The organism is Acidovorax sp. SUPP1855, from assembly GCF_030158955.1.
In the GTDB taxonomy this organism is placed as follows: Bacteria; Pseudomonadota; Gammaproteobacteria; order Burkholderiales; family Burkholderiaceae_C; genus Paracidovorax.
Map to the genome: position 1 here is coordinate 1 of NZ_BQXI01000034.1, position 24,285 is coordinate 24,285.

Sequence of the window (24,285 nt, forward strand, 5' to 3'; positions counted from 1 at the left end):
TCTTGTGTTGGCGCGAGGCCTCAGCGAACAGGTCGAACTTCAGGGCGCTACGGGGAGTGATCATGGCAAAGGATGGAGCACGCGTTCTCGATCAACAAGGGACCGGATGGGTTTTGAGAGGTTCCCAGTAGCGTCCGGCATCGGTGGTGGCCAGCGATTCGCGCCGCCGAACGAACAGACGCACGTCCAGCCGTGATTCCAAGGCCTGTATCTGCCGGCTCACCGCGCCCTGGGTGAGGTGCAATTCCTGAGCGGCCGCAGTGAACGAGCCGAGGCGCGCGCTGGCCTCCAGGCACAGCAGGGACATGGTGGATGGGGCACGGTACATGAAGGGAAACCATGAGCAATGCACATGCCGGCAGCAAGATGCACCGGGAAGGGTTCAAAGATCACCGCAGTAGTGCATGAGAAAAAGACATGGTATCCCCAGCAAACATGGTTTGTGCCAAGCCAGATCGATTTCTAGGATTCATGCGGTTGAATCCCAACGAACTGAAGGAATGCACCGATGAACGCTCCGCTCCGCCCCGCATCCCTGTCGCGCCGCCGCTGGCTGCAGACGGTCTCTCTCACCCCCTCCGTCGCACTGTTGCCGGATTCGACCCGGGCGGCGCCAGGGTATCCCGATCGTCCCATTCGCCTGGTCGTGCCATCGGCCGCAGGCGGTTCTCCGGATGCCGTCTGCCGCATCCTGACGAACGAGTTGCCCAAAGCACTGGGCCAGCCCTTCGTGGTGGACAACAAGCCCGGTGCCAGCGGCAACATCGGCATGGCCGACGTGTTTCGTGCCCCTGCAGACGGCTATACGCTGGGCTATGCCAACGTGGGCACCCTGGCCATCAACAAGGCCCTGTATTCCAAGCTTCCTTACGACCCTGACGCTCTGGTTTCCATCGGTTTGATCGGCTTCGTGCAGAACGCGCTGGTGGTGCGCAAAGACCTGCCCGTGCAGAGCGTGAAGGACCTCATCGCGCTTGCGCGCGCCAAGCCCGGGGAGTTGACGGTGGCTTCGGGCGGCAGCGGTACCACGGGGCACCTGAGCGGCGAGTTGTTCAAGGCATCGACCCAGGTGTCGATGACGCACATCCCCTACAAGGGCAGCCCGCAGGCCATCACTGACCTGATGGGCGGCGTGGTGGACCTGATGTTCGACAACCTCAGCTCCATTCTTCCGCACATCCAGTCGGGCCGGGTGCGCGTGCTGGCCGTGACAGGCGCCGCGCGCAGTCCGCAACTGCCGCAGGTGCCCACCGTGGCAGAGGCCGGCGTGCAGGGTTACGAGACCGTAGGCTGGGGTGGCATCGTCGCCCCGCCTGGCACGCCCAGCGCGATTGCCGCCCAGCTCAACAAGGCCCTCAATGACGCTCTTCGCCTGCCCCCCGTGCAAGAGAAATACGCGGCCCTCGGCTTCGAACTGACGCCTGGTCCTCCAGAGCGCCTGATCGAGCGGGCGCGAAAGGAATCACCAATGTGGGCAGACGTCGTCAAGCGCTCTGGTGCCCAGGTGGGGTGAGGCGGGCATGTTCGATCTCCTCATTTTCGGAGGTACCGTCGTGGACGGCAGCGGAGCGGCTCGCCGGCAGGCAGACGTCGGCATTGCGGGCGGGCGCATTCTCGCCGTGGGCGACCTCTCAGCACAGCCTGCCCGCCAACGCCACGACGCTGTCGGGCGCATCGTTTGCCCCGGCTTCATCGACGTACATACCCATGATGATCGGTTGTTGCTCACATCACCGGCCGGCCCCCATCCCAAGCTCACGCAAGGCGTGACCACAGTGGTCACCGGAAATTGCGGGATCAGCCTGGCGCCGCTTCTGAGCAATGAGACACCGCCAGCACCACTGGACCTGCTTGGCGCGGACGACTGGCGGTATGACCGGTTCGGTGACTACCTCGATGCACTGGAGGCCGCAGGGCCGGCGCTGAACGCGGCATGCCTGGTGGGGCACTCCACGTTGCGGGTGCGCCACGTGCCGGACCTGAACCGACCGGCCACCGCGCCCGAAGCTGAGCGCATGGCCAGGGATCTGGCCGACGCATTGGATGCGGGCGCTTTCGGCCTGTCCACCGGGCTCTACTACCCTCCCGCCCGGGCCGCCACGGCAGAAGAGGTGATTGAGGTGGGCGCCCCGCTTTCGGCGGCGCAGGGCCTGATCACGATGCATATTCGTGACGAGGCCGATGCCATTGATGATGCATTGCGCGAAGCCTTGCACATTGGCCAGGCGCTGGGGGTGAGCACTGTGCTGTCGCATCACAAGTTGATTGGCCAACGCAACCATGGGCGCTCGGTGAACACCTTGGCCATGGTGGACACTGCCGCGCTGTCGCAGCCCGTTTGCATGGACTGCTATCCCTACAACGCTTCGTCCACCATGCTGCTGGCCAGCCGCGTCGGGCAGTCCCGGGAGGTCTTGGTGACTTGGTCTGTTGGCGACCCATCGGCGGCTGGGAAATCGCTGTTTGCACTGGCGCGTGAACGGGGCTGTTCTCCCGAATCCTTGGTGGAGCCGTTGTCTCCCGCCGGCGCGGTGTACTTTGCCATGCATGAAGACGATGTGCGCCGCATCCTCGGACACCCTTTGACGATGGTCGGCTCGGACGGACTGGCCCACGATGCGGTGCCGCATCCTCGTCTGTGGGGAACATTCCCCCGGGTTCTAGGGCATTACGCGCGCGACCAGCGCCTGTTCTCCCTCGAAACGGCGGTGCACAAGATGACCGGGTTGAGCGCGCGCCGCTTCGGGCTGCGCGACCGGGGTTTGATCGCCCAGGACCATGCGGCGGACATCGTGGTGTTCGATGAGACGTGCATCGCGGACCGTGCCACGTTCGAACAGCCCACCGCTCCCAGCGCAGGCATCGATGCAGTGTTCATCAATGGCCAATTGGCCTGTGCACATGGCCATACCGTCAATGCGCATGCCGGTCAGGTGTTGCGGCGACAGCGCTCGTTCTGATTCCCGACGCTAGGAGGTCACGCTTTGGCGGGCATGCCAGACGCATCTGGGCGATCTGTCGGCCGAAGCCGAGATGGCGAGGCGACGTTGCCTCATTGTCGGCCGAAGTGCTTTTGTCGATCTGGCTGGGCAAGTTTCCTATTTCTATCAAATTGCCAAGAGGTGAATAAATCAGCTTCTTCAGTAATTTACTTCTGTTGAGGGATTATGAAAAGTTTTCCTCTAGTTGTTGATAAAAAAGTCTTTGTAGGTATGTAAATCAAGGATCTCAAATATTTATCGATACTGCATGTAAAAAATACTTTGGGTTTTGAAGCATTGATTGCGCGCAGAAGGGAATCTGCCTACTGCTTGGGAGCGCTGATGGGCTATGTTCAGGTTCGGGGTGACCAAACGAATGGTGATCGCTCATCATCTTTTTCTATTGGTAATTATTTTTTGTGGAATTGCTGCTGAGTGTTTTATTCATTGTTTGAATAATAAGGGTAAACCCTTGTATTGCGAGAGCGCTTCCCTAATAGACTTTTTTGAAAATAAATGTGTCGGCTCAAAATAAACAGCCGTAATGGTTAGGGAAGAGAGGGATTCATGTCATTGAATCAATGGGGAGGGCGCACGCCGCGCACGGGTGTGATTCGGAAGGCGTGTCATTGCATGCGCCTCCAAGTTGCTGAGGGGCTCGGCCTGCACCTGCGGGCGTGTGCCGAAGCAAGCGACGCCGAGCACCAAAGGGTATTCCCACCAGCGGGCCCGGGCAGGGCTTGTCCTTGTACCGCCTACCAGCGCCTCCATGCGCGCAAACGCTTTCGTTCCTTCGGTGCATTTGCTGCGCGGATGCCTTCTGCGCCACGCCTCTGCAATGCGCCACTGCTCCGTCATGCGGCAGGGCACAGGCCGGATGGCCTGGGCATTCATCCGGTTTCAGAAGCAACGGTGAAGAGCTTTCTCCCCGTGATTTCTACCGTCGACTGAGTGCGCAGGCGCGGCCTCCAAGGCCGTGCGATGCCTGCACTTCCACACCCTGCCATTCCTGGCCGGGCAGATCTGTTCCAGGCTCGTCCGAGCCTGCCAGTACCGATTTCAAGAGCGACATATGTCCGTGCCCGTACAGGTGCGGATGTTGAATTTCGTCCATACGACAGGGAGAATTGCATGAGCACGGTCGATCAATCCGGTGGTTCCATCCAACTCATGGCAGGCCAGATGGCCATGTGGCTGGGGGCTCAGTTCGCTTCGGCAGACACCAACTTCAACTTGGCCGAGGCCATCGACATCGAGGGAGACATCGATCCCGCACTGTTCGCCGAGGCTGTGCGCCGAGTCACCCACGAAGCCGAGGCCACGCGGCTCCACTTCGTCGATGCGGGGCAAGGCCCGAGGCAGGTGCTTGCACCGACCTTCACTGGGGACCTTCCTTTCCTCGATTTCAGTGGCGAGGCCGACCCGATGGCTGCGGCGCAGGCTTGGATGCAGGCCGATTTCAGCCATCGGGCGGAACTGGCATCAGGGCAGCTTTGGCTCTGTGCGCTCATCCGGCTTGCACCAGGAAAGCATGTTTGCTATCAGCGCAGCCACCATATCTTGCTGGATGGTTTTGGTGGTGGCCTGGTGGCACGGCGCATTGCGGATCTCTATACGGCGCTGGCGCAGGGGAGCGTCGTTCCTGAAGCTTCGCGACTTGCGCCGATGGCACAGTTGGCCGAAGAAGAGCGCGCCTACCGTGAATCCGGTCGGTTTCCGAGAGACCGCCAATACTGGATGGAGCGCTTTGCTGACGTGCCGGAACCTTTGACCCTGGCGTCGCGCCAGTCGGTGAACATCGGCGGCCTCCTGCGCCAGACCGTGCACCTGCCGGCTGCCAGCGTTCAAGCGCTGCAGGCCATCGGTCAGGCCTGGGGAAGCACGCTGCCTCAGATCCTGATCGCCACGACAGCCGCTTACCTCTACCGCGCGACGGGGGTAGAAGACATGGTGATCGGCATCCCGGTCACTGCGCGGCACAACGAGCGCATGCGGCGGGTGCCTGCCATGGTGGCGAATGCATTGCCACTGCGCCTGTCGATGCGCCCTGACCTGCCATTCCCTGAACTCGTTCGCGAAGTGGGGCGCCAGATGCGCCAGATCCTGCGACACCAGTGCTACCGATACGAGACCCTGCGCGGTGATTTGAATCTTCTGCTGAACCATCGGCAACTTTTCACCACGGTCGTCAATGTGGAGCCTTTCGACTACGACTTCCGTTTTGCGGGGCACGTGGCCAAACCACGAAATCTTTCCAACGGAACGGCAGAGGATCTGGGCATCTTTTTGTACGAGCGCGGCAACGGCCAAGATCTGCAGATCGATTTCGATGCGAATCCTGCGCTGTACACCGCACAGACGTTGGCCGAGCACCAGCGGCGGCTGCTGACGCTCATGGCGGCAGTGATCGAGCGGCCGGATCAGGCCATTGGTTGCATCGAACTGCTGGGCGTCCAGGAGCGCCAACAGGTGCTGATGGGCTTGAACGATACAGAGCACGCGGTGCCCGACACTCACCTTTCCACCTGCATCGAAGCCGGCTTGCTGGCCGATCCCCAATCCATTGCCTTGCGGTTCGAGGACCAGGCGCTGAGCCGTGGTGAACTGAATCAAAGGGCAAATCGGCTGGCGCATCTGCTGCGTGCGCGTGGTGCGGGGCCGGAGCGCGTTGTGGCGATCGCCGTGCCGCGGTCGCTGGATCTCATGGTGGCTTTGCTGGCCATTCTGAAAACCGGGGCGGCCTATTTGCCGGTCGATCCGGATTTTCCAGCAGATCGCATTGCCTACATGCTCGGCGATGCCCGGCCGGTATGCCTCGTCACCACGCAGGCGCTGGCGCAGACCTTGCCCGCGTCGGTGTCGTTCGTGCTGCTCGATGGCCCGGAAACCATCCATGAACTGGGCAGCCATCCCGAAACCCGCCCCGAGCCGCTGAGAACGCTCGATACCGCGCAGCCGGCCTATGTGATCTACACGTCTGGATCGACCGGAAATCCGAAAGGGGTCGCCGTCTCGCACCGCGCTATTGTCAACCGGCTCCGGTGGATGCAGGACCAGTATGGCCTGCAAGCCGATGACCGCGTGTTGCAGAAGACCCCCTCCAGCTTCGATGTTTCGGTGTGGGAGTTCTTCTGGCCCCTGATCGACGGCGCCACGCTGGTGCTTGCCAAGCCGGGTGGGCATAAGGATGCAGCGTACCTGGCGGAGCTCATCGTTCGCGAAGACATCACCACCTTGCATTTCGTGCCCTCGATGCTGGAGGTCTTCTTGCTGGAGCCGGCCGCCTCCGCCTGCTCCAGCCTTCGGCGAGTGATTTGCAGCGGCGAGGCTTTGTCGTCTGCGCTGGCGCGAAAATTTCACCAGCAGTTGGGGTGCGAACTGCACAACTTGTACGGCCCTACGGAGGCGGCCGTCGATGTGACTGCATGGGCCTGCCCAAGCACGCCGCTGATGGAACCGAGGTCGGAAGGCGTGCCCATTGGCCGCCCCATCTGGAACACACAAATGGTGGTGCTGGACAGTGGCCTGCAGCCCTTGCCCGTGGGGATGACGGGCGAGTTGTACATCGCGGGAACGGGCCTGGCGCGAGGCTACCTGGGTCGCCCTGTGCTGAGCGCAGAGCGCTTCGTGGCCAATCCTCATGGCGGGCCGGGAAGCCGCATGTACCGCACGGGTGATCTGGCGCGCTGGCGTGCCGATGGCAGCCTGGACTTTCTGGGCCGAGCTGACCATCAGGTGAAGATCCGCGGCCTGCGCATCGAGCCGGGAGAGATCGAGTCGGCATTGCTGCAGCACCCTTGGGTCGCGCAGGCGGCGGTGATTGCTCGCGAGGATGTGGCAGGCGAAAAGCGCCTGGTGGCCTATGTAGTGTCCGCCGGTGAAGGCGAGCTTGCGCCCGGTGAGCTGCGCAGCCATCTGGCGCTGTCTTTGCCTGAGTACATGTTGCCTTCGGCCTTCGTTCAATTGGCGGCCTTGCCGCTCGGTCCGAGTGGCAAGCTCGACCGAAAGGCCCTGCCTGCACCCGAAGTGCAGAGCGCCGTTGCCTATGCGGCACCGCGCACACCGACGGAAAAGGCACTTGCGGACCTGTGGGCCGAGACACTGCATTTGCCCCGCGTCGGCATTCACGACAACTTCTTCGAGTTGGGCGGGCATTCTCTGATGATCGTGCAGTTGATCTCGATGATCCGGCAGCAGTTCATGATCGATCTTCCCCTGGACACCCTGTTCCAGGTCTCCACCATTGCGGGGCTTGCGGAGCGGCTGGACCAGGAAGCGGTAGCGCGGCCGCGCCTGGCACCGATGCCCCGCCCGGCGCGGATTCCGCTGTCGTCCGCACAACGTCGCCTGTGGCTCATGAACCAGCTGGACGGCGCCAATCCGGCCTACAACATGCCTCTGGCGTTGCGCCTGTCCGGCCTGCTCGATCGCGTGGCGCTGCACGTCGCCCTGGGCGATCTGGTGGAGCGCCATGAGAGTTTGCGCACGATCTACCCGCATGAGGCGGGACTGCCATATCAGCAGATCCTCGATGGTGCCGACGCCCACCCACCCGTGATCGAGGCGGAGGCCTGCGAAGACGATTTGGCTGCGCAGTTGCACGCGGCGGCCCGCCACGCCTTCGACCTGTGCCATTCGATGCCTTTGCGGGTCTCGCTGTTCCGGCTGGCCGAGGACGAGCATGTGCTGTTGCTGCTCACCCACCACATCGCAGGCGATGGTGCTTCGCTGCTGCCATTGGCGCGGGACTTGAGCGTGGCCTACGCCGCGCGTTGCAGTGGCCAGACTCCGGATTGGGAGCCGCTGCCGCTGCAGTACGCTGACTACGCACTGTGGCAGCAGGCGCTGCTGGGCAGCGAAGACGATCCCGACAGTCTGGCCGGCCGGCAACGCGGGTTCTGGCATGACGCGCTGCGCGACCTGCCCGAGCAAATGGCATTGCCTGTGGACCGTCCCCGCCCCCTTGTGCCCAGCCACCGTGGCGACGTGGTTCCGCTGCACATACCGGCTGCGGTCCATGAACGCATGCTGCATTTGGCCCGAGACGGGCAAGCCAGCCTATTCATGGTGCTGCAGGCTGCCCTGGCCGCGTTGCTGAGTCGCCTGGGGGCGGGCGACGACATCGTGATCGGTAGCCCGGTCGCGGGGCGCAGCGATCATGCCCTCGATGGGCTGATCGGCTGTTTCGTGAACACGCTCGTTTTGCGTACCGATACGTCGGGCCAGCCCGGGTTTCGCGAACTGATTGCGCGCGTGCGCGCCACCAATCTGGCGGCCTACGCGAACCAGGATTTTCCTTACGACCGCTTGGTGGAACTGCTGCGGCCGGGGCGCTCGCGGTCCAATCTGCCGCTGTTTCAGGTCATGCTGGGATTTCAGAACAGCAGCCGGCTGTCATTCAGCCTTCCGGGGCTGTCGATCACGCCGCAGCCTGTGGCCGTCGATACCGCGAAATTCGACCTGTCTTTCATCCTGACGGAGCAACGCCATCACGATGGCCTGCCCGGCGGGATCTCCGGTGGAATTCAATACAGCACCGATCTGTTCGACAGGACCACGGTGGAGTCTCTGGCGGCCCGGCTGGCGCACTGGCTGGAACAGGCGTGCGACACACCGGACGAGGCGCTGGGCCGCATCGACATCCTGCATCCCGAGGAGCGCCGCCGCTTGCTGCGGAAGTGGAGCGACTCCGAACGAGCTTTGGCCACCAAGACCATTGCCTCCATGGTGGAGGGCCACGCCAGCCGGCGTCCGCACGCACCTGCGGTGGTTCTGGATGACACCACGGTCAGCTATGGCGAGCTCGACACACGGGCCAACCGCCTGGCCCATCTGCTTCAGGCGCGGGGCGTGGCTGCGGGGGCCATCGTCGCGACGGTGTTGCCGCGCTCGCTCGATCTGGTCGTGGCGCACCTGGCCATCGTCAAGGCCGGGGCGGCTTACCTGCCCCTCGATCCGAACCATCTGGCAGGACGCAGTGCGTTGGTGTTCCAAGAGGCCGCTCCCGCCGCTGTCCTTACGCATGAAGCGCTGCTGCCGAGGCTGAGCGAGGTGGCCCATTGCATGGCGCTTGACAGCGACCTGACGGTTGCGGCCCTGGCGATCCAGTCGGACAGCCGTCCAGGCGGTTCGGGCGGAGCGCGACCCCAGGATGGCCCCCACGCGCAGGAGGCGGCATACCTCATCTATACGTCGGGCTCCACCGGGACACCGAAGGGCGTCGTGGTGCCGCATGCAGGCCTTCACAGCCTGGCCGCTTCCATGGCGGAGCGGATGGAGATCGGCCCGGATTCCCGCGTGCTGCAGTTTTCCTCCAGTGGTTTCGATGCTTCTGTGATGGACCTGCTGATGGCCTTTCACGTCGGTGCCGCGCTGGTGGTGCCCGGGCCTGCGCCATGGCTGGGGCAGGATCTGGCGCAGGGGTTGGTTCACCAATCGATCAGCCATGCCCTGATTCCACCTGCCGCGCTGGCCTCGGTGCCGCCCGGCGAATTCCCAGCGCTTCGAACGCTGGTGGTCGGCGGCGATGTGTGTCCTCCCGCGCTCGCAGCGCAGTGGGCGCCGGGTCGCCGCATGATCAATGCCTACGGCCCGACGGAGACCACGATCTGCGCGAGCCTGAGCGAGCCCATGCAGGTCGGGACCGTGCCATCGATCGGACAACCGATCTGCAACACACGTATGTACGTGCTGGACGGAGACCTCCAGCCGGTGCCCGCGGGCGTGGCCGGCGAGTTGTACGTCGCAGGGGCAGGCCTGGCGCGGGGCTACCTGGGGCGCCCGGCGCTGAGCGCAGAGCGATTCGTGGCCAATCCGCATGGCGGGCCAGGCAGCCGCATGTACCGCACGGGCGATTTGGCGCGCTGGCGTGCCGATGGCAGCCTGGACTTCCTGGGCCGTGCCGACCAGCAGGTGAAGATCCGCGGCCTGCGCATCGAGCCGGGAGAGATCGAGTCGGCATTGCTCCAGTACCCTTGGGTCGCGCAGGCGGCGGTGGTTGCCCGCGAAGACGTGGCAGGCGAAAAGCGATTGGTGGCCTATGTGGTGGCCGCTGGTGAGGGCGAGCTTGCCCCCGGCGACCTGCGCAGCCATCTGGCGCTGTCGCTGCCCGAGTACATGGTGCCTGCGGCCTTCGTTCAACTGGCGGTATTGCCGCTCAACTCGAGTGGCAAGCTCGACCGGAAGGCACTGCCTGTGCCGCAGGCGCCAGGCGACCAGCCCTACGCCGCGCCACGCACCGACACGGAAATCGCTTTGGCCGCGCTGTGGGCTGAGATCCTGCATTTGCCGCGGGTGGGTATTCATGACAACTTCTTCGAAATCGGTGGTCATTCGCTGATGGCGATCCAACTGGGTATGCGGATCCGGGACCAGATCCACCCCGATTTCCCGCATGCCGAGGTTTACAACCGCCCGTCGATCGCGCAATTGGCCCAGTGGATCGACCAGGCCGGCGATGACGGCGCAGCCCTGGATCTGGCGCGCGAGATCCATTTGCCGGAGCACATCCAGGGCCAGGCCGTCGCGCCCACCCTGGTGCCGGCGCGCGTCTTTCTCACCGGGGCCAGCGGATTCGTCGGAAGCCATCTGCTGGCAGCGCTGTTGCGTGACACCTCGGCTTGCGTGATCTGCCATGTGCGGGCTGCCGACGACGCGCAGGGGCGGCAGCGCTTGCAGCGCACCATGGCCGAGCGGCAACTGGGCACCCTCTGGGACGATGCGCGAATCCAGGTGGTCACCGGCGATCTGGGTGCACCGCGACTGGGGTTGGATGACGCCGCCGTGCAACAGGTCCGCGATGGCTGCGACGCCATTTACCACTGTGCCGCACAAGTGGACTTTCTGCATCCGTATGCCAGCCTGAAGGGCCCCAATGTGGACAGCGTGGTCACGTTGCTCGAATGGACTTCGCAAGGGCGACCCAAGACCCTGCATTACGTCTCGACGCTGGCCGTGATTGGCCAGAACGAAGACGGTGGCACGGTCACGGAGCGCTCGGCGCTGCCTTCCTGGAATGGCCTGGTGGACGGCTACAGCCAGAGCAAGTGGGTCGCCGACGCGTTGGCTCGGGAAGCGCAGGCGCGGGGAATGCCGGTGGCCATCTACCGGCTCGGTGCCGTGACCGGTGACCACGATCACGCGATTTGCAATGCCGCTGACCTGATCTGGCGGGTGGCACACCTGTATGCGGACCTGCAATCCATCCCCGACATGGACTTGCCTCTGAACATGACCCCGGTGGACGATGTGGCGCGGGCCATCCTGGGTCTGGCTGCCCGGGCATCTTCCTGGGGGCAGGTGTATCACCTGATGAGTCCGGCGCCGCTGCGGGTGCGGGACATTCCTCCGGTGTTCGAGCGTCTCGGCCTGCACCTGGAACCGTTGGCGCTGGAGTCCTGGCTGCGGCGTGCCCATGTGCGGCTGGCCGAGGGCCAGGACCGCGATTTGGCTGCCGTGCTGGCGATCCTGGACCGCTACGACGCATCGGCCACGCCACCAAAGGTGTGCGGCGCGGCGACGCACGCGCAGCTCGAATCCATCGGCGCGGCGATCCGCCCGGTGAATCGCGATCTGCTGCACCGCTATTTCGTCGATCTGGGTATCGACGCCAAGGCACACCGTGCCCTGGAAACCAGCATTTCATGAACGAAGGAGGAAACCATGGCACGTTATCTCATTGCAGCGACCGCCTTGCCGGGACATGTGTTGCCCATGCTGGCCATCGCCCAGCATCTGGTGCGCCAGGGACACGAGGTGCAGCTGCACACTGCCAGCCACTTCAGGGAACAGGCCTTGGCCACTGGCGCGTCCTTTACCGCATTCGATCCGTCGATTGATTTCGAGCACCAGGAGTTGGACCGGCGGTTTCCGCAACGTCTGCAACAGCCCTCCGCCCATGCGCAGCTGTGCTTTGGACTGAAGCACTTCTTCGCCGACGCGATGGCACCCCAGTTGGCGGGGTTGCGGCGCATCCTGGCGCATTTCGATGCCGATGCCATTTTGGTGGACACGATGTTTTGCGGCACGTTTCCGCTGCTGCTGGGACCGAGGGAGGAGCGGCCCGCCATCGTTGCCATCGGCATTTCGGCGCTGGCGCTGTCCAGCCGGGACACTGCCTTTTTTGGCACGGCGCTACCGCCTTCGTCCACGGCCGAAGGTCGCATTCGCAACCAAGCCATGAACCGCAATCTTCAGCAGGCCATGTTCGGCGACGTGCAACGCCATTTCAATGGCGAACTGGCACGCTTGGGGGCGCAGGCACTGCCCCGCTTTTTCATCGATGCGATGGTGACGCTGCCGGATCTGTACCTCCAACTGACGTCGGCATCTTTCGAGTATCCGCGCAGCGACCTGCCTGGCTCCGTCCGGTTCGTGGGTCCACTGCTGGCACCGTCACGTGCCGACTTCAACCCACCCGACTGGTGGCCCGAACTGGATGACGGCCGGTCCGTCGTGTTGGTCACGCAGGGCACGCTGGCCAATCAGAACCCTGCGCAGTTGATCGGGCCCACCGTGCAGGCGCTGGCCAAGTTCGATGACATCCAGGTGATTGCCACCACGGGCGGACCGGTGCCCCCGGGCCTCAGCGCAGCGATGCTTCCCGCCAACGCCCGTGTGGTGCCATTTCTGCCCTATGACCGTCTGTTGCCCAAGGTGCATGCCATGGTCACCAATGGTGGATATGGATCGGTCAACCACGCGCTCAGCCTGGGCGTGCCGCTGGCCGTGGCGGGCGCGACCGAAGAGAAGCCGGAAATTGCCGCGCGCGTCGCCTGGTCAGGCGCCGGCATCAACCTGGCCACCGGGCAGCCCAGCGCGCGCCAGATCGGCGATGCAGTGCGTAAGCTGCTGGACAACCCTTCCTACAGGCAGCGCGCCCGAGCGCTGCGACTGGATTTCGCGCGCCACCACGCGCTGACCGAGATCGCATCGGCCCTGGCGGCACTGCGTGAAACATCCTCCGCCATCGCGGAGTTTGCATGACCTTCAAGGAGATCTGACATGAGCAACCCATTCGACGACGAAAACGGCCACTTTCTGGTGCTGACCAATCCTGAAGGCCAACACTCGCTATGGCCCGCGTTTCTCGATGTGCCCGCTGGCTGGGAGGTGGCCTTGCCTGCGTCCGACAGAACCGCTTGCCGTGCGTACATCGAGGCCCACTGGACGGACATGCGGCCCCGTTCACTGGTTGCCGCCATGGGCGGTTGATTGCCAGGGAAGGGTGGATCGCCCCCTCGGTGTCCGGCATGCCGGCACGCTGCAGTACGGTCTGCACGGGGATTCAACGAATTGTTTCTGTAGACCCTGAAACGGCCCCTGCAACGGGCTGCCCACCCGTCGCATGGTGCGTGGCCTGCGCAGCCAAGTATGCGTGTACATCGAAGAGTTCAGTGCCCTCCCAGCGCTGCTCTGCATGCATCGCCACGCTGCCTGCTTGAGCACGCTCTGCCACATCAGGGCACAACTGGCCCAGCACCCGCGGGAATGCTCGGCAGTATCCCTTGGCGACGCCAGCGAGTTCAGCCAACTGCCGATACCCGATGCGCTTTCCAGCCGGTATGCGTCGCACGATGTGGGCGATGCGGTCCTTCCAATCGTTGCTCATGGGGGGAATCGGTGCAGGTCCCTGGCAGATCGCATCGCCTACCCGCAGCACGCCGCCTTGCAACACCCGCGCCAGCGCGCCGCGGCGGCCCTTCAAAGCCTTGACGACGCCTGGCTTGCGCTGCTCCAGGCGGGCGCAGGGCTCGCACTGAAAGGTGATCCACAGCACCACTTCCGGGCCGATCTTCAACAGGGAGCCGGAGGGAAGGCCTGCCGTAGGCCAATCGATGAGCAGGTTTTCGCGCAGTGTGAGCGATGGCATTTGGAGATCGCGATACACATCGGTCCCAGCCAGCAGGACTTGGCGTGGCGAAAGCCGTTGGGCATGCCGGTCGCCAAGCAATCCCTGATCGGCCATGGCAGTGGCTTCAGGGACGGACTGGGGTTCCAAAGCGGCTGGACTGTGCAGACACAGTCTTTGCAGGGTGCCCACGGCCCGCCAGGGCAGGAGTGGGGGAAGCAGCACGGGGAGAGCACCCTTGGGATCAGGGACTGGCATCTGGGGCGAATGGCAATGGGGTGGAGCGATGTTCGGGGAGGTTTTCCCGGAGCTTGGCAGAAATTTCACGCCGGGGTGGATGCAGGCGCAATTCCTACAACCTGGCTGCAGCCCGCCCAGCAAACTGGCCCGCCAACCCGGCCGTGAAAGAAGCGCCATGCACTCCAGCCCACCCCCGTTAGAAGCTCGTACAGAGAGCCCCGGCGACGGCCTCGCCTCTGTCCATTCCGTGCGTCTGTGCGTGAACGGGCAAGACCATGAAGTCGAAATTCCCAGTTGGGTCACGCTGTTGGACCTGCTGCGCGAGCGGTTGGGACTCATGGGAACCAAGAAAGGCTGCGACCACGGCCAGTGCGGCGCCTGTACCGTGCTGGCCGATGGGCAGCGCATCAACGCTTGCCTCACGCTCGCGGTCATGCAGGAGGGGGCTGACATCACCACGGTGGAGGGCCTGCCCGCACTGGCCGGAGAGGGCCGTGCGAGTGCCGGGCTGCATCCTTTGCAGCAGGCTTTCATCGACCATGACGCATTCCAGTGCGGCTATTGCACGCCAGGGCAGCTGTGCTCCGCCGTGGGTCTGATGAACGAAGGCGGTGCGAAGACGGCGGACGATGTCCGCGAACGCATGAGCGGTAACCTCTGCCGTTGCGGCGCCTATCCGCAGATCGTGCAGGCGGTCGCTCAGGTGGCTGGCATTCGGGTCGATGCCATGCGTTTGTCGTCGCCTGCCCCCTTCGCAGTGCAAGAGAGCCAGGCATGAGGGCATTCGTGTACGAAGCCGTCGCCACTGCCGACGCTGCGCTGGCGGCGATGCCCGGCCAAGCGCCCGACATTGGCGAGACCGCACCGCAGGCCAAGTTTCTTGCGGGGGGAACCAACCTGATCGACCTGATGAAGGAAAACGTCATGCGCCCACGGCGGCTGATCGATGTCAGCCGCCTGCCGCTGGCCGCCATCGAGGCCCGGCCCGAGGGCGGCTTGCGCCTCGGAGCCATGGCACGGAATGCTGCCACCGCGCGCCATCCCCTGGTGCGGGAGCGCTATCCCTTGCTGTCGGCTGCCATCCTGGCGGGCGCATCGCCGCAGATTCGCAACGTGGCGACCAATGGGGGCAATCTGTTGCAGCGCACACGGTGCCACTACTTCTACGACACAGGAACTCCCTGCAACAAGCGTGAACCGGGCACAGGTTGTCCCGCGCGGGCAGGGCTGGCCCGGCAGCTGGCCATCCTCGGGACCAGCGACCATTGCGTGGCCACGCATCCGTCGGACATGTGCGTGGCGCTTGCCGCGCTCGATGCGGTGGTACATGTGCAATCGCCGAGCGGGCAGCGGACCATCGCGTTCGCCGATTTCCATCGTTTGCCAGGCAACGCGCCGCAGCGCGACAACACGCTGGCAGGCGATGAACTCATCGTGCACATCGAGCTGCCCGCCAACGGGCTGCAGCGGCACAGCACCTATCTGAAGCTGCGTGACAGGGCCTCCTATGCCTTCGCCCTGGTGTCGGTGGCTGCGGCGTTCGAGCTGGACGCTTCCGGGCTGATGCGAAACGCCCGCATTGCGTTGGGTGGCGTGGCCCACAAACCCTGGCGCGATGCCGAGGCAGAACAGCTTCTGGAGGGACAGCGTCCGGAGGCCGCGGCTTTCCACGCGGCTGCGCATTTGCTTCTGCGGGACGCCCGTGGCCATGGTGCCCCGGGTGGACCCGGCGACAACCGTTTCAAGATCGTTCTGGCCCGGCGTGCCATCGTGCGTGCGCTCGAGATGGCGCGCGATGGCGAACTGACCAACACCGGAGAGCTGGGTACCGAACCTGTGCAGGAATTTCAGCCATGAGCACCCACGATGATTTCCGGACAGACACCGGCGCCGGGCAGGCCCTCTCCCAGCAGCCGATGGCGGAGCCCGGCACCGGGCTGGTGAAGACGGGCGCGCCCGTCTCCCGCATCGATGGCCGCCTCAAGGTCATGGGCCAGGCGCGCTACGCAGCGGAGCATGCCAGCGATGACCTGGTGTATGGAGTGGTCGTCAACAGCACCGTGGCAAAAGGGCGGATCCTGAATCTGCGGACAGACCGAGCGCTTGCAGTGCAGGGCGTGCTCGATGTCATCACACACACGAACCGCCCCGCGGTTCGGTCGCTCGATCTTTTCTACAAGGACATGACCGCCCCTGGGGGCTCGCCGTTCAAGCCGCTGCACGACGCGCGCATCCACTACAGCGGCCAGCCGGTCGCGCTGGTGGTGGCCACGTCCTTCGAGGCGGCGCGCTGTGCGGCCGCCTTGGTGGAACTGGACTACGAGGTCGAAAAACACGAGACCCACCTGCTGCACAACTTGCGCCGCGCGCGGGAGCCGAGCAGGCTCAAGGCGGGCTATTCACCGCCACCCAAACCCCGGGGTGACGCACCGCGAGCGTTCGGCGCGGCGCCTGTCAAGATCGACGCCCAGTACTACAGCGGGGTGGAGCACCACAATCCCATGGAGATGCATGCCTCCACCGTATTGCGCGGTGCCGATGGCCATCTCACCATCTACGACAAGACCCAGAGCCCGCAGAACAGCCGATGGGTGGTGTCGCGCGTGTTCGGTCTTTCGCAGGAAGAGGTGACCGTTCGCAACCCCTTCGTTGGCGGGGCGTTCGGGTCGGGCCTGAGGCCGCAGTACCAGCTCATCCTGGCGGTGATGGCCGCATTGCACCTGCAGCGTTCGGTGCGGGTGGTGCTCACGCGGCAGCAGATGTTCACGTTCGGGCACCGGCCCGAGACATGGCAGCGCGTCAGGCTCGCCGCTGATCGCGACGGTACCTTGAAGGCCGTCATGCACGAGGCAGTTGCCGAGACCTCGCGCCTGGAAGACTATGTGGAAGTGGTGGTGAACTGGTCCGGTCAGCTATACCAGTGCGACAACGTCAGCCTCGGGTACCGACTGGTGCCGCTCGACCAGTACAGCCCCTTGGACATGCGCGCACCGGGGGCGGCCCATGGCGTCCACGCACTGGAAGTAGCCATGGACGAATTGGCCTATCAGCTGCGCATGGATCCGCTGATCTTGCGGCTCAAGAACTATGCGGAGCGTGATGCCTCGAAGGGTTTGCCTTTCTCTACCAAGGAGCTGCATGCGTGCTACCAGCAAGGTGCGGAGCGGTTCGGTTGGGCGCAGCGCCCCCTGGAGCCGCGTTCCATGCAGCAGGGGCGAGAGCTGATTGGTTGGGGCATGGCCACAGGTACCTGGGATGCCATGCAGATGTTCGCGCGTGTCCGCGCGGTGATGCATGCGGATGGTCGGTTGGTCGTGAGCAGTGCGGCCTCCGACATCGGTACCGGCACGTACACGGTCATGGCCATGATCGCCGCCGAAGCGATGGGCTTGCCACTGGAACGGGTGACCTTCGCCCTGGGCGACTCCAACCTGCCGTTGGCCCCTGTGGAAGGCGGCTCGTCGCATGTAGCGACGGTCGGTGCCGCGGTGGAGGGCGCATGCGAGAAGTTGCAGCGGTTGCTCTGGGCGCTGGCAAGGCGCAGCCGAAGCATGGGCTTCGGCAAGGTGCTGCTCAAGGAGGTGGAATTCAAGGCGGGTCGCATGCGTCGCCGGGACGCCCCGCCGCAGGACCTGGGCGTCGCATTCGCCGACATCCTGGCGTCGCAAGGGCGCTCGATGATCGAGGTGCGTCACCTCATGCTTCCGAACCTGCTCCGGCAAAAGAAGTTCGTGAGGGCCACGCATTCCGCCGTGTTCTGCGAGGTGCGGGTAGACGAGACCCTGGGGACGGTTCGTGTCACGCGGGTGGTCAGTGCCATCGCCGCAGGGCGCATTCTGAATGCCAAAACGGCCCACAGCCAGATCACCGGAGGCGTGGTCTGGGGCATCAGCCAGGCATTGCATGAAGAGACGCAGACCGACCATGCACTGGGCCGGTTCATGAATCACAACTATGCGGAATACCACGTTGCCACCAACGCCGACATTCCGCCGATCGATGTGATTTTTGTGCAGGAGGATGACCGCATCGTCAGCCGCCTGGGCGCCAAAGGGGTGGGCGAGATCGGCATCGTGGGTGTGGCGGCGGCCGTGTGCAATGCCATCTTCCATGCCACTGGCCGGCGCGTGCGCTCCACCCCCATGACGCCTGACAAGGTGATGCTCCCGGCACCACCCGCCGTGCCGTCTTCCACGGAGCACGCTTTGTCCCTGTAGGCGGCCAGGGCTGCTGCTGCGCGCGACCGGATCGTGGCGGGCCGTCAGTCCGGGTTCATGGGCGCGGATGCAATGCTGCATCCTTTTCGTGGCGGGCGGCCAGCAGCGCTTTCAAGCGCTCCAGCAGCCGGCCCATGTCCACCGGCTTGGAAAAATGGTCGTCGAAACCCGCCTCCAGCGCGAGCAGCCGGTCGGCATCGCTTCCATAGCCTGTCAATGCAATCAAAGGAAGGTGCCGGGTATCTGGCTGCGAGCGGACGCGGCGCGCCAGTTCGTACCCGCTGATCTCGGGCAGACCGATGTCGAAGATGGCCGCGTCGAACCGTGCTTTGGCCAATTGGGCCAGACCCTCGGCGGCACTGTAGGTCGCCTGTACCCGATGGCCTTCCATTCGCATCCATTCCGCCAGCAGGTCGGCGGCATCGTTGTTGTCATCGACCAAAAGCAATCGCAGTGCGGGCAACGCCTCCGATCCCGCATCTCCTTGCGGGTCATCGGTGGCTTGTCGTTGGCCGAGCAAGGGCAAGCGCAGCGTGAAAGTGCTTCCTCTGCCCGGTCCGTCGCTGTGCGCCTCGATGGTGCCGGAGTGCAGGCCCGTCAAGCTGCGGGCGATGGCCAGTCCCAGGCCGAGCCCTCCGGACGCGCGCTCCAAGGCTTGCTCGCCCTGCACGAACCGCTCGAATACGTGGTGGAGCAAGTGGGCAGGAATGCCCACGCCCTCATCGCTGACGCGGAGCACGGCCCAGCCCGTCTCGCTGGCGAGTTCGATTCGGATGGGCGTTTCCGGCGGGCTGAATTTCGCGGCGTTGTTGAGCAGATTGCAGACGATCTGAACGAGCCGGAGCAATTCGCCCTGCACGAGGACAGGCCCGTTCGGTAGGGTCAGCTGGGGCATGGAGCTGCGTGCCTGCAAGGCGGGCATCGTCAGCTCCAGCGCACGCTCCACCACCTCTTGAAGATCCACCGGTTCCAGCGCCAGGGTGATCTTTCCCGACACGATTCTCGAGATGTCGAGCAGATCGTCCACCAGGCGCGACAGGTGCTTGACTTGGCGGCCGATGATTTCGCGTTCCCGGGAAAACGCCGTGGGATCCCGGCGGGCGATCAACTGAAGGGCCAGCACGATGGGCGCCAGAGGGTTGCGGAGTTCATGGCCCAGCATGGCCAGGAATTCATCTTTCGCGCGGTTGGCCGATTCGGCTTCGCGCTGCGCCTTTCGCGCCTCCGACAAGAGCAGTGCATTGTCCAGCGCCAAGGCTGCGCGTTGCGCGAGCTCGCCGATCAGTGCGCTGTCTTCTGCTCCAAAGATGCGGCTAGGGCCGGCCTGCAGCACCGCCATCGTGCCGATCGTGCGCCCACGCGCAATGAGCGGCACGACACAGGCCGCGACGGCTTCGAATTCCGGCACAAGCGCTGAAATGTCTTTGCTGCGGCCGTCGTCTTCGCCGGTCTGGCCGGATGGATGCAGGCTGGGCTTGCCGGTCTTCAGGGCGGTGATCAGCACTTGCGGTGTTTCCGCGGAATGGGCCGGCATGCTGTCTTGTTCGGCAAGCATGCCGCTGTGCTCCGACCATTTGGAATGGCTCAGCCTTGGCAGCAAGGCCCCTTGCTCATCCAGCAGATCGATCCGGCAGGCATCGCCGATGGCGGGCACCACCAGGCGGGCAATCGCGTCGAGCGTGTCCGACTCCTCCAGTGATCCGGAAAGCACGGCACTGGCATTGACCAGCAACCCCAGCCGCTGTTCGGCCGCCTGGGCCGCGGACCGTGCATGGCTTTCGAGCTGCAGCAACTCTTCCCGCTCTGCCTCGCTGCCGGCGCGTTGCACGGCGGCCGATTCGAGCGCCCGGGCCACGGCGTCGATTTCCATGATGCGCGACATGCCGGATGGCCGCAATTCACCCCGGCCCAGGGCATCGGCGTCGTCACGCAGGCTGCGCATGGGCATCGTGATGGACTTCGACATCCACCAGGCACCCGTGCCCCCGAGAATCAGCGATGCCAGAAGACCCAGTACATAGGCCCCGGCGGTGCGCCACCAGGAGCTTTCTGCCTTCGACAGCGATGTGCCCAGGACGAGCGTCCAGCCCCCTTCGTCGAGCCGCGCGAGCACGGTCTTCGCAAGCACGCCATCGACATTGGTACTGGTGCCCAGGAGTTCTTGCTTGTCGTGGCCCAGTGCCTGGAAAAAGGGCTTGAGCGATTCACTGGGGCCGGAGCCCCGCCATTTTTCGTCGTCCACCGTGCGGGCGATGCGAGCCAGCTTGGCATCGAAGACGGACACGTACCAACCTTCGGGAACGCGTTGCGCACGCAACACGGCGGCAATGGCCTCCGGTCGGATGATGGCTGTCAGCACATATTTCACCACCCCATCCCGTACCACCGGAACGCGGACCGGAAAGGCCAGATTGCCCCCGGCACCACGCGCCATGGACCCGGCGACGGGCCGTCGGGTCTGGACTGTTGCGTCAAAGCTGGATCGCTCCACCACGTTCGCGCTGGTAGGGCGGTCTGTCTCGGTGGAGAACACCACCCGCCCGGAAGGGTCCGCCAGCAGCAAGCCCCGCCACTCCGGATGGGAGGCACGCACCGCCCGGCTGAGTGCGAGGGCCTGGGCTTTGCCCTCGCCATCCGCCGTGCCCAGCGGATCGGCCAGGGCCAGCGTTTGCAAGGCGGACATCGTCAGTCGCAACTCTCCCTCCACTGCCGTGGCCAGCGCGCGTGCGACACCGAGGCTCGAAGCCTCGTTTTGCGCACGCTGGCTTTCGAAAAGGGCGGACAGGGAGATGCCGCACACGACCGCCAGCGGCAGGATCGCCGCCGCAGCCACCAGCAGCAGTTGGGTTTTCAAGGGAACGGTGCGCACGGGTTTCGGAAGGCGTTGTGTCCACTGAGACGGGCGGGCGTGGCGCAATGGGCAGGCGGAGGCATGACCGTTTTGCAGCGTGGCCTGGGCGAAGGGCAGGCGTGAAAGGCGACAGCATGTTATCTCCGCCCGGGCAGATTCCTTCCCTCCTATCTTCCGCAAATTTCCCGGCCCCCTGGCCTCCGACCGGCGATTTGTTGCAAAATGTTCGATTGATCCGCTTGACGGAATGCAGGAGGGGAGAAATGGCAAGAAGACGTCAAAAACAAAGTGCCGCAGACGATTTCATGGATTGGGTGGCACGGCTTCCATGGTGGGTCGGGCTTGGCCTGGCGGCCATGATTTATTGGGCGCTGCACACGGTGGCATCCCAGCCCATGCCGGCGATGAGAACGTCGCACGAGATGGGGTTGGTGGTCACCGGTGCGCTCTGGCGCAGTCTGGCTTATGCCGGGCAATTCGTGCTGCCGCTTCTGTGCCTGATGGGGGCCGTGCTTTCCGCCCTGAGGCGTCGGGAGCGGCGCCATCTGCTGGACGATTGCGGGACCGCCAGCTCCAGCGCACAGGCCTTGCAAGGAATGTCCTGGCAGGCTTTCGAAAAGCTCGTGAGCGAGGGATTCCGGCGGCGCGGCTATGCAGTGCAGGAGCGGGCGCAAGAGGGCGCGGATGGTGGGGTGGATCTGGTCCTCACCAAAGCGGGGGAAATGTCCCTCGTCCAGTGCAAGCATTGGAAAGCCTTCCAGGTCGGCGTCCCGGTGGTCCGCGAGTTGTATGGCGTGATGGCCGCCCACGGCGCGTCCGCCGGCTTCGTGGTGACGTCCGGGCGCTTCACGCAAGACGCCACGGCGTTCGCCAGCGGGCGCAACATCCGCCTGATCGATGGCGCCGCACTGCTGCAACTCATTCGCGAAACCACTGCGGATCGCAGCCCGCTCCCGCAAACCGCGTCCAAGGTGTCGGTCCCTTCCTCACCGCAGGAGACCCCGGCAGTGCGGTCCGAAGTGTCCTGTCCTCAATGTGGCAGCCGGATGGTGCGGCGCACCGCCAAGCGGGGCGTGCTGGCCGGTCAATCGTTCTGGGGATGCTCTGACTACCCCTCCTGCCGGGAAACGCGCAACGGCTGAAGGGGCTTTGCACGGTGCGCAGAACTGGCAGGGTTTGGACGCCCAGCGACGGCGTAAGCGGCAGGCCCCGTTCAGCCAACCCACTCCGGTTTGTGGGCCCGGCTCAAGACAGCGGTTTGGCCCGGGTTCCCCGGGGAACAAACCGCCGCACGAAGTCCGGCTGAAAACAGCGTTGGGTCCCATCGGCAAAATCCACCGTGACGGAAATCGCGTCGATGGCCGCCACGGTGCCCTGGCCATACCGTTTGACGCGAACGGTTGCCCCCAGTTCGAGCGCCTGGGCATCACGACGGGCTTGCGCTGCCGACGCGATGACCGGCTCTCCCATTTCGCCCAGGTCGGTCGCCCCCAGGTTCCGCACCGTGTCGGCAGCCCGCTCGGCCAAAGCCTGTTGGGCCAGTTGGGCCATGCGAATGCAGTTGTCGCAGGTACCGCAACGCTGCGGTTCGTCCGATGGGTCGAAATACTCGAGCAGCACCTGCCAACGGCAGCGACCCGTCTGCGCATAGAACACCATGCGCTCCAGCGCCTGCTGGTCTTGCTCCCGCTTGTCGGCATAGGCCTGCAGGAGCGCACGCACCGACGAGGGCTCCAGTTCCGTCTTGCGCAGGGAGAGTGCGCCGCTGCGTGCTTTCGAGACAATCCTGTGCCGCTGCAGCAGGCCCAGTCCCACCTGCAGCTTGCTGCGAGGCCGGTCCAGGCGGGCCTGCAGGCTGTCGAGCGTCCAGACGCCCGGGTCTTGCGGCGCGGGATCGCGCAATGCCTGGTAGAGCGCGTCGATGTCGTCCGCGCTCGGGTAGCGGCCTGCCAGAAAGAATTGCTGCACTGCTTTGTCCTTGCGGAGAAACAGCAGCGTGCAATCTGCTGGATCGCCATCGCGTCCCGCACGCCCTGATTCCTGGTAGTACGCATCGAGGCCGCCCGGCATCTGGTAGTGCACGACAAAGCGGACATCCTGCTTGTCGATGCCCAGTCCGAACGCATTGGTGGCGACCATCACGCGGACCTCTCCCCGCATGAACGCATCCTGGGCTTCACTGCGCTCCGCGGCTGGCATGCGCCCGTGGTAGAGGCCCGCCGCCACATCCGCAGCGCGCAACGCTGCATGAACCTCTTGCGCCGCTTTCACCGTGGCGGCATAGACCAGCCCGGAACCTTCGGCCGCTTTCACGATGTCGATGAGGCGCGCCCGCTTGTCCGCTTCGTTGGCCAGCGCTTCGGCGCGGTAGCGGAGGTTCGGCCGGTAAGTCCCCGTGTCGACGACGCCCGCGGCAGGAATGCCCAGTTGCTTGCGAATGTCCGCCGCCACCGGCCCGGCCGCTGTAGCGGTCAGCGCCAGCACGGTCGGGCGGCCCAGCCGTGCCACCGCTCCGGCGATTTCGAGAAAAGCCGGCCGAAAATCATGGCCCCATTGGGAGATGCAGTGGGCTTCGTCCACCGCGAGCAGGCCGATCGGGCCGCTGGAGGCAACCAAGGCCAGAAATTCTGCGTCGGCGAGCCGCTCCGGGGTGGTCAGCACGATGCGTGCGCTGCCATCAGCAATGGCTTGCTCTGCCTCGCGCGTTTCCTGCGGTGTGAGCCCGCTGTGCAGTTGCACGGCGGGAACACCCCGCTCGCGCAGCGAGTCGCATTGATCCCGCATGAGCGCGATGAGCGGTGACACCACCACCGTCCTGCCTTCGATCATCAGGGCAGGCAATTGGTAGCAAAGCGACTTGCCCGCCCCGGTCGGCATCACCGCCAACGTGTTTTCGGACTGCAGCACGCGGTCGATCACCTCGCGCTGGCCCGCCCGCAGCTTGCGCAAACCGAACGTCCTCTTCAGCACCGACTGGATGCGTGCCGCTGACGGCTTGCGAGGTGCTCTCGGCTGGCGGGCACGTTTGGGGGAGGCGGGTATGGGCTGGGGCGGGATGACAGGCATAGGCTGCCATGCTGGCGGGGGCCGCATCTCCCCCACGTCAGACGTTGCTCACGCCGGATGTCATCCGCTGTCTCTGCCCCC

13 protein-coding genes are annotated in these 24,285 nt (G+C 64.6%); 9 read left to right on the forward strand and 4 right to left on the reverse strand.

Features of this window, described 5'->3' with window-relative positions; genetic code table 11:
- Positions 1-91: 91 nt before the first annotated feature.
- Positions 92-307 (reverse strand): helix-turn-helix domain-containing protein, encoded by a 216-nt coding sequence (locus AVMA1855_RS22285; RefSeq protein ID WP_502870365.1) that lies wholly within the window; start codon positions 305-307, stop codon positions 92-94.
- Positions 308-508: 201 nt separating this feature from the next.
- Here AVMA1855_RS22285 and AVMA1855_RS22290 point away from each other — a divergent pair, with 201 nt between their 5' ends.
- From AVMA1855_RS22290 to AVMA1855_RS22310, 5 genes are all read left to right on the forward strand, one after another.
- Positions 509-1,513 (forward strand): Bug family tripartite tricarboxylate transporter substrate binding protein, encoded by a 1,005-nt coding sequence (locus AVMA1855_RS22290; RefSeq protein ID WP_284402992.1) that lies wholly within the window; start codon positions 509-511, stop codon positions 1,511-1,513.
- A 7-nt stretch (positions 1,514-1,520) separates the two neighbouring features.
- The gene (locus AVMA1855_RS22295; RefSeq protein WP_284427342.1) at positions 1,521-2,960 is read left to right on the forward strand and encodes an N-acyl-D-amino-acid deacylase family protein; all 1,440 of its coding nucleotides are present in this window, start codon (positions 1,521-1,523) and stop codon (positions 2,958-2,960) included.
- Between the two features lie 1,152 nt (positions 2,961-4,112).
- On the forward strand, positions 4,113-11,627 hold the full coding sequence (locus AVMA1855_RS22300; RefSeq protein WP_284427343.1) for a non-ribosomal peptide synthetase: 7,515 nt from the start codon (positions 4,113-4,115) through the stop codon (positions 11,625-11,627).
- Between the two features lie 15 nt (positions 11,628-11,642).
- Entirely contained in the window at positions 11,643-12,965 is a 1,323-nt protein-coding gene (locus AVMA1855_RS22305; RefSeq protein WP_284427344.1) for a glycosyltransferase, read from the forward strand.
- Positions 12,966-12,983: 18 nt separating this feature from the next.
- Complete coding sequence (locus AVMA1855_RS22310) at positions 12,984-13,193, forward strand: MbtH family protein (RefSeq protein WP_272567380.1); 210 nt, start codon at positions 12,984-12,986, stop codon at positions 13,191-13,193.
- Positions 13,194-13,266: 73 nt separating this feature from the next.
- On the opposite strand, the gene AVMA1855_RS22315 is transcribed toward AVMA1855_RS22310, so the two are convergent.
- On the reverse strand, positions 13,267-13,947 hold the full coding sequence (locus tag AVMA1855_RS22315; RefSeq protein WP_284427345.1) for an MOSC domain-containing protein: 681 nt from the start codon (positions 13,945-13,947) through the stop codon (positions 13,267-13,269).
- Between the two features lie 298 nt (positions 13,948-14,245).
- On the opposite strand from AVMA1855_RS22315, the gene AVMA1855_RS22320 reads away from it, so the two are divergent.
- Genes AVMA1855_RS22320 through AVMA1855_RS22330 form a run of 3 tightly spaced genes read left to right on the forward strand, consistent with a single transcriptional unit; the run spans position 14,246 to position 18,287 of the window.
- Positions 14,246-14,848 carry a (2Fe-2S)-binding protein gene (locus AVMA1855_RS22320; RefSeq protein ID WP_284427346.1) on the forward strand — a complete coding sequence of 201 codons (603 nt, stop codon included), beginning with the start codon at positions 14,246-14,248 and terminating at the stop codon, positions 14,846-14,848.
- A complete protein-coding gene (locus tag AVMA1855_RS22325; RefSeq protein WP_502870366.1) occupies positions 14,845-15,927 on the forward strand; it encodes an FAD binding domain-containing protein in 1,083 nt (360 codons plus the stop codon). Before AVMA1855_RS22320 ends, AVMA1855_RS22325 begins: the two co-directional genes overlap by 4 nt.
- The gene (locus AVMA1855_RS22330; protein ID WP_284427347.1) at positions 15,924-18,287 is read left to right on the forward strand and encodes a xanthine dehydrogenase family protein molybdopterin-binding subunit; all 2,364 of its coding nucleotides are present in this window, start codon (positions 15,924-15,926) and stop codon (positions 18,285-18,287) included. Before AVMA1855_RS22325 ends, AVMA1855_RS22330 begins: the two co-directional genes overlap by 4 nt.
- A gap of 55 nt (positions 18,288-18,342) precedes the next feature.
- On the opposite strand, the gene AVMA1855_RS22335 is transcribed toward AVMA1855_RS22330, so the two are convergent.
- On the reverse strand, positions 18,343-21,156 hold the full coding sequence (locus tag AVMA1855_RS22335) for a hybrid sensor histidine kinase/response regulator (RefSeq protein WP_284427348.1): 2,814 nt from the start codon (positions 21,154-21,156) through the stop codon (positions 18,343-18,345).
- A gap of 245 nt (positions 21,157-21,401) precedes the next feature.
- Between AVMA1855_RS22335 and AVMA1855_RS22340 the strand changes: the two genes are divergently transcribed.
- On the forward strand, positions 21,402-22,280 hold the full coding sequence (locus AVMA1855_RS22340) for a restriction endonuclease (protein WP_284427349.1): 879 nt from the start codon (positions 21,402-21,404) through the stop codon (positions 22,278-22,280).
- A 103-nt stretch (positions 22,281-22,383) separates the two neighbouring features.
- Here AVMA1855_RS22340 and AVMA1855_RS22345 read toward each other — a convergent pair whose 3' ends face one another.
- Positions 22,384-24,204 carry a RecQ family ATP-dependent DNA helicase gene (locus tag AVMA1855_RS22345; RefSeq protein ID WP_284427350.1) on the reverse strand — a complete coding sequence of 607 codons (1,821 nt, stop codon included), beginning with the start codon at positions 24,202-24,204 and terminating at the stop codon, positions 22,384-22,386.
- Positions 24,205-24,285: the final 81 nt, after the last annotated feature.